The 11,476-nt window shown below is 63.4% G+C and carries 11 protein-coding genes and 1 riboswitch; of the genes, 3 read left to right on the top strand and 8 right to left on the bottom strand.

What is annotated here, in order from left to right; translation table 11 throughout:
* Positions 1–8: 8 nt before the first annotated feature.
* Positions 9–1,862, bottom strand: a complete 1,854-nt coding sequence (locus tag C2134_RS17775) for a TonB-dependent receptor domain-containing protein (RefSeq protein WP_158248805.1) — start codon at positions 1,860–1,862, stop codon at positions 9–11.
* Between the two features lie 138 nt (positions 1,863–2,000).
* Positions 2,001–2,214, bottom strand: a riboswitch (cobalamin riboswitch).
* 379 nt (positions 2,215–2,593) lie between these two features.
* Between C2134_RS17775 and cobT the strand changes: the two genes are divergently transcribed.
* The 3 genes from cobT to cobS are packed head-to-tail and all read left to right on the top strand — an operon-like array spanning position 2,594 to position 4,952.
* On the top strand, positions 2,594–3,628 hold the full coding sequence (gene cobT / locus C2134_RS17780) for a nicotinate-nucleotide--dimethylbenzimidazole phosphoribosyltransferase (RefSeq protein WP_103321411.1): 1,035 nt from the start codon (positions 2,594–2,596) through the stop codon (positions 3,626–3,628).
* Positions 3,625–4,227, top strand: coding sequence for a histidine phosphatase family protein (locus tag C2134_RS17785; RefSeq protein ID WP_103321412.1), 603 nt, complete (start codon positions 3,625–3,627; stop codon positions 4,225–4,227). Before cobT ends, C2134_RS17785 begins: the two co-directional genes overlap by 4 nt.
* On the top strand, positions 4,215–4,952 hold the full coding sequence (gene cobS, locus C2134_RS17790; RefSeq protein ID WP_103321413.1) for an adenosylcobinamide-GDP ribazoletransferase: 738 nt from the start codon (positions 4,215–4,217) through the stop codon (positions 4,950–4,952). Before C2134_RS17785 ends, cobS begins: the two co-directional genes overlap by 13 nt.
* A 12-nt stretch (positions 4,953–4,964) precedes the next feature.
* Here cobS and C2134_RS17795 read toward each other — a convergent pair whose 3' ends face one another.
* The 7 genes from C2134_RS17795 to rfaE2 all read right to left on the bottom strand — a co-directional run bounded on the left by C2134_RS17795 (position 4,965) and on the right by rfaE2 (position 11,252).
* Positions 4,965–6,092 carry a hypothetical protein gene (locus C2134_RS17795; protein ID WP_103321414.1) on the bottom strand — a complete coding sequence of 376 codons (1,128 nt, stop codon included), beginning with the start codon at positions 6,090–6,092 and terminating at the stop codon, positions 4,965–4,967.
* Between the two features lie 76 nt (positions 6,093–6,168).
* Positions 6,169–7,137 carry an agmatinase gene (gene speB / locus C2134_RS17800; RefSeq protein WP_043628956.1) on the bottom strand — a complete coding sequence of 323 codons (969 nt, stop codon included), beginning with the start codon at positions 7,135–7,137 and terminating at the stop codon, positions 6,169–6,171.
* 232 nt (positions 7,138–7,369) lie between these two features.
* A complete protein-coding gene (locus C2134_RS17805) occupies positions 7,370–8,176 on the bottom strand; it encodes a YoaK family protein (RefSeq protein WP_103321415.1) in 807 nt (268 codons plus the stop codon).
* Positions 8,177–8,288: 112 nt separating this feature from the next.
* The gene (locus tag C2134_RS17810; RefSeq protein WP_103321416.1) at positions 8,289–9,080 is read right to left on the bottom strand and encodes an SPOR domain-containing protein; all 792 of its coding nucleotides are present in this window, start codon (positions 9,078–9,080) and stop codon (positions 8,289–8,291) included.
* Complete coding sequence (locus C2134_RS17815; RefSeq protein ID WP_103321417.1) at positions 9,080–9,793, bottom strand: type III pantothenate kinase; 714 nt, start codon at positions 9,791–9,793, stop codon at positions 9,080–9,082. Before C2134_RS17815 ends, C2134_RS17810 begins: the two co-directional genes overlap by 1 nt.
* The gene (locus C2134_RS17820) at positions 9,790–10,755 is read right to left on the bottom strand and encodes a biotin--[acetyl-CoA-carboxylase] ligase (protein WP_103321418.1); all 966 of its coding nucleotides are present in this window, start codon (positions 10,753–10,755) and stop codon (positions 9,790–9,792) included. The genes C2134_RS17815 and C2134_RS17820 overlap by 4 nt, the downstream gene beginning before the upstream one ends.
* Entirely contained in the window at positions 10,752–11,252 is a 501-nt protein-coding gene (gene rfaE2 / locus C2134_RS17825; protein ID WP_071109711.1) for a D-glycero-beta-D-manno-heptose 1-phosphate adenylyltransferase, read from the bottom strand. Before rfaE2 ends, C2134_RS17820 begins: the two co-directional genes overlap by 4 nt.
* Positions 11,253–11,476: the final 224 nt, after the last annotated feature.

Genomic DNA, 11,476 nt, shown 5'->3' on the forward strand with positions numbered 1-11,476 from the left:
GAATGTTCCTACTGGCTGTAACGTACACCGATGAAGGCTCCCAGCCCCCCGGTATTGTAACCATAGTTCGTTTCGTACTCGCGATCGAACAGGTTGTCTATACGTGCTGTAGCAGTCCAGTTTTTGGCCAAACGGTAATCTGCAAAAACATTGGTAATGCCATAACCGTGCAGGAACTTGGCCTCCGTATTTAAGGGGTCTCCCGCACGGCGCGATGCAATTTGCTGTTCTACGCCTAGCGTATACTTGCCCCACTGCTTACTCGCCGAAAGATTTGCGCTTTGGCGCGGCCGGTTTGCCAACCAATTTCCGGTCTTATCATCGCGCGCATCCAGCAATGTCAGATTGCCCTGCCAATCGATATCAAGCCATTGTGCCGCGGCCTCGATAGTCAAACCTCGGATCTTGGCACGGTCAACATTGCTTGGACTCCAAAAAGAGTCGGGATTAGACGGATCCAGCGGCGCCCACTGAATCAATTGATCCACGTTATTCTGAAACAACGTGAAGTTGGCTGAACGTCCATCCTTGCGATATTGCAAAGCCAGTTCGGTATTCTTGGAGCTTTCCGGCTTGAGATTAGGATTGCCACTGCCGGGATAGTAAAGATCATTGAAAGATGGTGCCTTATATCCTGTGGCATAGCCAACACGAGCCAACCAACCATCGGCAAAACGGTAGCCATAGTCAGCCTTGCCAGTCATCTTCCTGCCAAACTGGTCATCATGATCGTTCCGGATGCTGGCTTGGAATAGATGCGCACCCAAATCAAGCTGGTAATTCACAAAGCCAGCATTAGTAGTTCTAGCGCTCTTGGTATAAACACCATCACTAGCAATTCTCTGGTCAAGATGGGATACGCCCAAGATAAAGACACCTATCTTGGTGTCCAAATCGTTCTGCCATTGCCATTCATTCTGCGTTGTCTGAAAGAAGTTAACCCGCTGGCTGAAATCACCATTGTGGAATTCCTCTGACTTATCCTGACTCCGCGCAAAGCTCAAGATGCTGATCCAGACATCGTTGAAGCGATTATTCGACTCCACGCTTTGTCCTGTAAGACGCGACTTGCTTCTATCCTGTCCCGTCCATGAGTTACTGTAATCGATATCCACTCGAGAAAATGTCTGGAATAAACGAACGGTCAGGTCATGCCCAGGCAAGAGCGTCTGAGTCACGCTGGCGGCATAACTATCATTACGATACCCATCATTATCTGGATTGTAATAGCCAGCGTTACGTGGATTGGTCGCCGAAAAACCATCTGACTGGGCATGGGTCAACTGTAAGCTATAAGCGCTGTCACCCGCCTTTCCCACAAAACCCGCCGATAACTTTCCCGTACCTCGGTTGCCAAGTTCCAATCCGGTATTGAACCGCGGCGCGCCCTCGCCCTTGCGGGTAAAAATTTGGATCACACCACCAATAGCATCCGCTCCATACAGGCTAGAAGCCGGCCCACGCAAAATCTCAATATGATCGATCTGCTCAAGAGGAATATTCTGAATGGCCGTAGTGCCCAATGTCGCCGATGAGATGCGGACTCCATCCACCAGAACAACAGCGTGGTTGGCATTAGTGCCACGCATCAGAATGCTGCTTGCCGAGCCTGGACCACCGCTGGTGGTGATGCTGATCGCAGCCTGGCGGGACAATACTTGCTGCAATGTTTGCGCGCCGCTTTCTTCAATTTCATCGCGAGTGATGACCGTGGCGTCGGCCAAGGTTTTGGATAATGGCTGCGCGACACGGCTCGCCGTCACAATCACCGGATCGCCGGCGAATTCCGGCACATCGGCGGCATGGGCCGCGCCGGCACAGGCCAGCGCTACGGCAAAGGCGCAAGTTTGGGGCTGAAACATGAAACACACTCCACGGATTGATAGCTTCCCGCAAGGGGACATCGTCAGAGTGCGAAGAGGGCAAGAGAACGGGTCGCGGCGCAGCCGGAATCGTCTGTCGGATCGCCTCCCCGCGATACTCCAGTGTTCCTCCGGCTTCCGGCCGGGGCTCTGCAGGCCGGTCTCCGGGCTGGGCCATGCCGGCGACGCGCCTTCCCATCCTATCGGACAGTGGCTTGCTGCGTCGCCTGGGCGCGTATCGCGCCAGGCCTTACCGTTGCGGGGGCAGCGCCGGCTTCACACCGGCTTCCCGTTTCACCCGCGCTCGCCTGGATAAAGGCGCGGCGCGGACACCTGCAAGGCGGCGATTATAACCCGCCGGGGTTTTGGCGGCACCGGCCAAGCGGTAATATGCTTAGGGGCTGTTGACGTTTGGTGAGTGGATCGCGTTTGCGCCGATTTGGGCCGGAAGCAAGGCGCACAGTCCGACGCATAGTCATTCTATGCAAGGGCTGGGCAACGCGGCTTCCGGCCCAAAGCGGCCAAACCCGCAGGGCCGGGCGCCTTTCCGCGCCGACTCTTCGTTGTTCCGCGCGGGCAGAGAATGACTATGCGGCGCGCGAAACGCCTCGATTCGGCGCAAAATGCATCCCGGCGCGACCGCCCACCAAACGTCAACAGCCCCTAGAGTCCGGCGGCCAGCCATGCGCGTCGACAACATTCCATGATCATCCATCCCAGCAGGCCAGAACATGAACCGTAGCAAACCCCTGGATCTTTCCGCCCGCAACGCCGCCCGCGCCCGCCAGGCCGTCCTGACCAAGCCGCCCGGCAGCCTGGGGCAGCTGGAGGAGCTGGCCTGCCGCTTCGCCGCCTGGCAAGGCCGCGCCCGGCCGGACGCCCTGCGCCCCGCCATCACCGTGTTCGCCGGCGACCACGGCGTCACTGCCGAGGGCGTGTCGGCCTTTCCCTCCGCCGTCACCACCGAGATGGTGCGCAATTTCGCCAATGGCGGCGCCGCCATCTGCGTGCTGGCGCGCGCGCTGGACGCGCGGCTGGAGGTGGTAGACGTAGGCGTGACCGGCGATGTATCGGCGCTGCCCATCGTCCATGCCAAGGTGCGCGCCGGTAGCCGCAACCTGGCCAAGGAAACGGCGATGAGCGCCGAGGAGACCGAGGCGGCGCTGGAGGCCGGCCGCGCAGCCGCCCGCAGCGCGGTGGGGGATGGCGCCAATTTGCTGATCGCCGGCGATATGGGCATCGGCAACACCACGGCGTCGGCCGCGCTGATCTGCCGGCTGACCGGCGCGTCGCCGGAACTAGTGGTGGGCCGCGGCACCGGCATCGACGACATCGGCCTGGCCAACAAGCTGCGGGTGGTGAAGACCGCGCTGGCGCGCGTGGCCTGGGAAAACCTCAGCGGCCAGGACACGCTGGCCGAGCTGGGCGGCCTGGAGATCGCCGCCATGGCCGGTTTCTACCTGGAAGGCGCCCATCTGGGCGTGCCCTCGCTGGTAGACGGCTTCATCGCCAGCGCCGCCGCGCTGTGCGCCAAGGCCATCGACCCCTCGCTGCACGACTGGCTGCTGGCCAGCCACCGCTCGGCAGAAGCCGGCCACGACCATGCGCTGGCGGCGCTGCAGCTGCAGCCGCTGGTGGATCTGGGCATGCGGCTGGGCGAAGGCTCCGGCGCGGCGGTCTGCGTGCCGCTGCTGCAGATGGCGGTCAAGCTGCACAACGAGATGGCCACGTTCGAGGAGGCCGGCATCAGCGGCAAGTCCGCATGAACCCCTACACCCTGACCCTGCTGCGCCATGGCGACATCGAACACGACGGCCGGCTGATCGGCCTGACCGACCTGCCGCTGACCGAGTTGGGTCAACGCCAGCTCGACGCCAGCTGGAGCCGCATCAGCAGCTTGGCGCCGGTCACCGCCATCGCCACCTCGCCGCTGCAGCGCTGCCGCGAGTTTGCCGTCAAGCATGCGCTATCCGGCTCGCTGGCGCTGAAGGTGGAGCCGCGCTTCGCCGAGATGGACTTTGGCGACTGGGACGGCCAGCCGTTGTCCGAGCTGGAACACTGCCATCCCGGCTGGGGAGCAGAACTGGCGGACGGCCGGCTCAGCCCGCCCGGCGGCGAGAGCTTCGAGCAGTTCCGCACCCGCGTGCTGGCCGGCCTGGCCGACTGGATGAGCGAGGCGCGCGGCAGCCACCGCCTGCTGGTGACGCACGGCGGCGTCATCACCGTGCTGATGGCGGAATTGCTGGGCACCGATTTCTCCGTGGCCAAGCTGATGACGGTGCAGCGCGGCGGTTTCGCCCAGCTGTCGATGCTGGAAGGCCACCCGGCCTACCTGCTGCGGCTGGAGTCCTCATGCGCGGACTGATTCTGGCGGTGCAGTTCCTGACCCGCTTGCCCACCCCGCAGCTGGCGGATTTCCAGCCGGAATGGCTGGCGGCCAGCGCGCGCTGGTTCCCCGCCGTCGGCCTGATCGTCGGCGCGCTGCTGCTGACGGCCCTGCAGCTGGGCGGCCTGGTCGACCCCTGGCTGGCGGCGCTGCTGGCGCTGCTGGTTTGGGTGGGCGTCACCGGCGGCCTGCATCTGGACGGCCTGGCCGATCTGGCCGACGCGCTGGGGGCCTCCCACCGCTCGCGCGAACGCTTCTTCGAAGTGCTGAAAGACCCGCATCTGGGCAGCTTTGGCGCGCTGTCGCTGATCCTCGCCGTCGTCGCCAAGCTGGTGCTGCTGATGCTGATCGCCCGCCATGGCGGCATCGCATGGGGGCTGCTGTTGATCCCGGCCTGGGCGCGCGGGTTCGCGGTGACCTGGTCGGCCACGCTGCCGGCCATCGCGCCGGGCAGCGGCGAGCGCTTTGGCTGGCAACGCGATCATCTCGGCCTGGCGCTCAACGGCGCCGCGCTGCTGGCGGCATCCGCCTGGCTGGCCCCAGCCCTGCTGCTGGCCCCGCTGGCTGGCCTCGCCTGGTGGGCCTTCCTCAAGCGCCGGCTGGGCGGCATGACCGGCGATTGCCTGGGCGCGGGCGTGGAAATCTGCGAGATCGCGCTGCTGGCCTTGCTGCTTATTCCGCCCGCCCAGCTTCCCGCGCTCTGACGGAGCACAAGCTTAAGGCAATCGTGACGTCAGCGTGCCGGGATGCTTGCGCACCAGCGCCCATGGCAACAGGCTCCAGCCGGGGTTGTCACATGCACGCTCCACCCTGGGAAAATAAGCCCCGATTTGCACACCCTCCGGCATTAAATACCAACTAGATGGATTCCAGACTTCTGCGTTGCTATAGTCGCACTCATTGCCATCCTCCCCTTCCATCTGGTTCGGATAAAGTTTGCCGAAGGTCTGCGCCAACCAAGGTTGCAGCACCTTGCTTTCATAGTTGGCATCCCGGAGTTTCCCTTTGGCATCCCGAGCATCCTGGGGCTTGCCGCGTCCTAACCACAATACATCTTCAAGCCGCATATCGCGTCCGCTGGCCACATCCAGATTCAGCGGTGAGTCGTTGAAATCGGGGTGCGCCCCGCCGCAGTAATAGTTGGTTTCCACGCTCATGCTCACCACTCTTGGCGTCAACAGACGAGGAATCACTTCTTGCGTATATTCGGTCATCCCTCTACCGCGATCATTGGCGTCACAATCAAATGACGCAGCCACGGCGCGCCATTGCCAATACTCTAGCACCTTGTTTAACCGAGCCATGGTAGCTTCAGGATATCCGCTGGCAACCCGGAACCAGCGAATTCTGCTCTCCGGCTCTATCCACCACGCCAAGCGATATCCCTGGAAAACTTTCACTCCCGCCGGTTTCAAACGCAAGCCCGCCACGCGGGCGCGATTGTAGGCGCTGAGTCCATCAGCGCCTTCTTCGGCACCGTAGCCAGATCTTTTGGATTTAGCCAGCAAACTCAGCTTGACCGGCTGCGCGCGCTTGGCTTTCGGCCCGCGCCATTCGCCCACCCACCCATTGCCTTCAGGACGCAAGACCAGATCGACCCGGCTCTCGTCATAGCCGAGGTTCTCGCCCAAACGCAGCGCACCCTGCTTATCCCGCGTGCCCGTCAGCGCGATATCGCTGTGGTATTTTCGATAAAAATAGCGACCATCCACCGTGCCATCATCATTGACGCTCCATTCCATCACCACTGGCGCGCCGCCCACTTCGCCTTGCCACACATCGGCATGCGCCTGCAGCGCCAACATTCCGCCGGCAAGCAAACCCACCGCTTTCCACACCCTCATGCATTCCCTTTCATTCAAAAAAACAGCGCCGCCCCCGCAAAGGAGCTGGCGCTGGTTCAGCCAAGGCGAAGGTTGCTTACAGCTTGCCTTCCACCTTCTTGTTGCGCATCAGGCACAGCATGTCACAGGCGATGTGGGCGGCGGCCAGAGCGGTGATTTCGCTCTGGTCGTAGCTAGGCGCCACTTCCACCACGTCCATGCCGACGATGTTCAGATCGCCCAGGTTGCGGATGATCTTCAGCGCCTGCGCGGTGCTCAGGCCGCCCGGCACCGGGGTGCCGGTGCCCGGGGCGGCGGACGGGTCCAGACAGTCGATGTCGAAGGTCACGTACACCGGCGCGTCGCCTATGGTCTTCTTGATTTCGGCGATGGTGGCATCCACGCCGTTGTCGTGCACCCACGGCGCACCCAGCACGTTCAGGCCCATGAAGTCGTCGTTCCAGGTGCGGATGCCGACCTGCACCGATTTCTTCGGATCGATCAGGCCTTCCTTCACCGCCTTGTAGAACATGGTGCCATGATTCAGGCTGTCCGGGCTGTCGTCCGGCCAGGTGTCGCAGTGGGCGTCGAAGTGCAGCAGCGCCAGCGGCTTGCCGTATTTCTCGGCGTGCGCGATCAGCAGCGGATAGGTGACGTAGTGGTCGCCGCCGAAAGTCAGCATCTTGGCGCCGGAGGCCAGGATGGTGCGGGCGTGCTCGATGATGGACGGCTTGATGGTCAGCGGGTTGTGCGCGTCGAACCAGCAGTCGCCGTAGTCGACCACGGCCAGGTCGTCAAACGGGTCGAAGCCCCACGGATACGGCTTCAGCTCGGCCAGCTGCACGCTGGCGGCGCGGATGGCCTGCGGGCCCATGCGCGCGCCGGAACGGAAGGTTACGGACAGATCCAGCGGAATGCCGGACACCACCACGTCTACGCCTTCCAGGTTGCGGCTGTAGTTGCGGCGCATGAAGGACAGCACGCCCGCGTAGGTGTTTTCGATGGAGGAGCCGTACAGGCCCTGACGGCGAATGGCGCCGTCGCCGTAGATCATTTCATCACTCATGCCACTCTCCAGGCGAGAGTACGCCGCCAGCGGTCAATGTATTGATTCCGCATGATTTTGCGACGATTGCCGTCCATCTTGCACAGCCGACGGCTTGAGGCTGCCGCGCCCCGCGGCGCGGAAACCCGAAGTGTGCCGTGCCAGGACAATACGTTCAAGTGAAGACGTGGCGCGACGGTGAAAATTTGTCGCCGCCGCCACGGCGGCACTCCGGCTTCGACGGCGATTTCCGTCAGCCGCCCTGCTCCACCGTGTTCATGCGGCGCGCGAACTGGCGGCTGCGCCACCAGCGCCAGCGCAGCTTGACGTCGTACCAGGCCGGCCGCAGCCCCAGCAGAAACAAGAACAGCGCCAGCGGCAAAGTGAAGCCGAAGCCCAGATGCTTGAAGCCGAGCGCTCCCACCACGCCGCCGAGGAAGAACGACAGCAGAATCAGCCCATAGATGCGGAATTTGGTCCGATTGGAACGCACCGCCGCCACCCGCGTGCGTCCCTCGCGGTTGTAATAGCTCATCTTGGCCAGTTCTATGCCCAGGTCGGTGGCGATGCCGGTCATGTGGGTGCTGCGCAGCAGGCCGCCGGACAGCTTGGTCACAATGGTGTTGTGCATGCCCATGATGAAGCACAGCAGCATCACTGTAGGCGGCGTGAACAAGCCCTTGTGCAGCGACAAGCCCGCGCCCAACAGGCCGAATACCAGGAGCAGCAGCGCCTCCTCCATCATCGACACGCCGTAACCGCCGCGCAACCGCTGCCGCCGCGCCCACAGTATCAGCCAGGTGCTGTGCATGGCGCCGCCGACGAAGCAACACAACATCACCAGCAGCGATAGGGCCAGCCGGATTTCGCCAGTAGCCCAGGCGTCGGCCATGCCGGAAACAATGCCGGAGATGTGCGAAGTGTAGCGATGCACCGCCAGGAAGCCGCCGGCGTTGATGGCGCCTGCAATGAAGGCCATCGCCCAGCCCAGCTGGCGCAATACCCTGTCGTTGAAACGGCCGCGGTCAAGCAACCGCGTGATGTGGATGTGTCGGGCCATATGTGTGTGACAAAGAAAACGGCGACTTGTTGTCGCCGTTATCGATATTGCGCCGCAACACGAAGGGTTGGCAAGCCGCCGGATCAAACTTTGCGCACAAAGCCTGCCTGGCTCAGCAACCCTTCAGCGCGATGCCTGGGGTCAGCTTCTTCTGCAGCGCTTTCAGCTGTTCCGCTTGGGCCGCGTCCAGGTCCTTGAAGGTCAGCGTGGTCTGCTTGCTGGTCTGCTCCTTGGACTTGACCATCGCCTTGTCGTAACCAGCCGCCTTCAGCCGCGCCACCAGCGTTTTGGCCGCGTCTTCCTTGCTGAACAGGCCCAGCGACAGATTACCCTTGAACTCGTCGTTGCTGACGATGTAATTGGTAAAGCCCTTGTCTTTCAGCTCCGCCGACAGCGTCTTGGTTTCGGCCTGGGTAGCCAGCGGCGGATAGTACACCCAGAAGCGGCCGGAACCCTTGCTCTCCTCCTTGCTGTCTTCCTCCAGCTGGCCGGACTTCAGTTTCAGCTGCGGCACGCCGCCCTTCACTCGGGCCAGCAGGCTGTCGCTCAAGCCGCCCCAGCTGTAGCAGGCCACGGCCTTGCCTTTGGCTGGCTCCGCCGCCTTTTCCGCTGGCTTGGCTGGGGCGGGTTTGGATGCCTCGGCCTTGGCAGCAGGCTTGGCTTGCGCCTTGGCCGCGCTGGCCATCGGCTTGGCTTCCGGCGCGGAGGCGGCCTTGATCACGGCGGCCACGGGGGCGCTTGCCTGCGCGGCGGAGGCGTCGGGCTTCCAGCTTGGCGGCAACAGCTTCACTTGGCCGGGGCTTACCTCCTGGGCGTGCACGTCCAACGGCGGACGCTGCTTCAGCGTGCCGTACATTGCCACCACCAGATTGAGCACCACCACCAGCGCCACAAACCACTTCATCACGAGTTCGCCACCTTGAGTAGACCCATCAATACCAGATTATCCACGATCTGCAACGGCGCCGCGAGCCACGGCGCGATGCGCGCCGCGTCGCCGCCGGTCAGAATCACCGTTGCCGGCTCGCGGCCGGTACGCTCGGCCAGCTTGCGCCGCTGCCCTTCTATCGCGCCCACCAAAGCCGCCATCGCGCCGCTGGCCAGCGCGTCCGGCGTGCCCTGCGGGAATGCCACCACTTCGCCGGCCTGCCGGTTCAGATTGGCGGTGCCTTGCGCCAGGCTGTGCAGCATCAAGCCATGACCCGGCAGGATCAGCCCGCCCAGGTAGTCGCCCTCGGCCGTCAGCGTCTCCACCGTCAGCGCGGTGCCGGCACAGGCGACGATGACATCGCCGCGGCAGATCTCGCGGGCGGCCAATACAGCCAGCCAGCGGTCGGCGCCTTGCTCCGCGGTGTTGCGATAATGGTTACAGACCTCGCCAAAACGACGTTCCGAATGAACGCGATGCAGCGCGCATGGCACGGCCGCCGCCAGGCCGTCGGCCACTTCGCCGCGCGCCACCGACGACATCCAGGCGCCTTCCAGCGGCAAATCGCGCCAGACGTCGGCCAGGCCAGCCAGCTCATGATGCGCGGCCGCGCCCTGGGCGACACAATCCGCGCCCTGGTATACCGCCCATTTGACCCGGCTATTGCCGGCGTCTATCAGTAATTTCATCGGCGTTCCCTTAAACTGACTTCGCCGATATGGAAAGTCCGCAAGCCCTGCGCCGTCTCCAGCTGCAAGGCGCCGTTGTCCGCCACACCGCTGGCGATGCCGTCCACCGGCTCGCCATGCGAGAAGCCCAGCCTCACCGCCGCGCCCTGATGGGCGGACAGCTGCCACCATTCTTCGCGCAGCGGCGCAAAGCCATGGCGGTCAAAATCCATCAGCACCGGCTCCAGCTCATTGAGTAAGGCCGCCAATACGCGGTTGCGCTCAGGCGCGATGCCGGCCTGCTCCAGCGTGGCAATCGGCTGATCCACCTCGCCCGGATCGGCCACATTGACCCCTATGCCGATCACGACTGCGGCCGGCCCCAGCGCGTCGCCAGACAGTTCGATCAAAATTCCAGCCAGCTTGCGGCCATCCAGCAGCACATCGTTGGGCCATTTCAACTGCACCGGCGCGCCCAAGCTGCGCAAGGCGCGCGCCAAGGCCACGCCCACCGCCAGAGACAACCCGGCCAGCTCGGCCATGCCGCGATTGAAGCGCCACAGCAGCGAGAACGTCAATCCCGCGCCCAGACGCGCTTGCCAGCGGCGACCCAAGCGGCCACGGCCAGCCGTCTGCAATTCGCACGCCAGCACCAAACCATGCAAGCCGCCATTGCCGGCGCGCGCCATCAACTGGCTATTGGTGGAGTCGGTCCGCTCCGCCACCGCCAGCGTGAAAGTCTCGGCCGCCGCCTCGTTCAAACCGGCGCGCACCGCCGCCACGTCCAGCCAGGCGAACGGTTGCGCCAGCTTATAACCCTGGCCACGCACGCTGAACACCGTCAGCCCCAGCTCGCTCTCGATGGCGTGCACCGCCTGCCATACCAGCGTGCGGGAACAGCCCAGCGCCTGGGCGATGTCCTCGCCGGAGTGGAAACGGCCGTCCGACAAGTGGCGCAGCACCGCGAAGGCGTGCTCGCTCACGCCTTGTCCTCGGCGGCGCGGATCTTGTTCAGCGTCTTGGTGGTGGAAGTATCGAACAGAAAAGGGATGGAATGCACCTGCCCGCCGCGCGCCAGCGTCTGTGCGCTGCCCACGATCTTGTCTACGCTCCAGTCGCCGCCCTTGACCAGCACGTCGGGCTGGACCTGCTCGATCAACTCGGCCGGCGTATCGGCATCGAACCAAGTCACTAGGCTGACGCTCTCCAGCGCCGCCAGCACGGCCGCGCGGTCGTATTCGTTGTTGATCGGCCGGTCATCGCCTTTGCCCAGTCGCTTCACCGAAGCATCGGTATTCAAGCCCAGCACCAGGCTGGCGCCCAGGGCGCGGGCTTGCGCCAGATAAGTCACGTGGCCGCGGTGCAGGATGTCGAAGCAGCCATTGGTGAATACCAAGGGGCGCGGCAGGGCCGCCAGCTTGTCGGCCAACTGCTCCGGCGGGCAAATCTTGTCTTCAAACGACGGCAACGGATAAGTCATGCATGTCCTTGCGTAAAAGCCGGCCGGCGCGGCAGATTACCGCCCCATCAATCGCCTGGCCGCCAAACGGGTAAGTTGCGAAGCATACCACCGTAGCCGCTCCCGCCCAACACCCAGAAACGCCAAAGCCCCGACAGGGTCTGTCGGGGCGGGTTTCGCGCATTCTGCGCGCACAATGCGCAAAGCCCAGCTCGTGTGAGCTGGGCTTTGTCTTATGGGGCGTC

The organism is Chromobacterium sinusclupearum (assembly GCF_002902845.1).
In the GTDB taxonomy this organism is placed as follows: Bacteria; Pseudomonadota; Gammaproteobacteria; order Burkholderiales; family Chromobacteriaceae; genus Chromobacterium; species Chromobacterium sinusclupearum.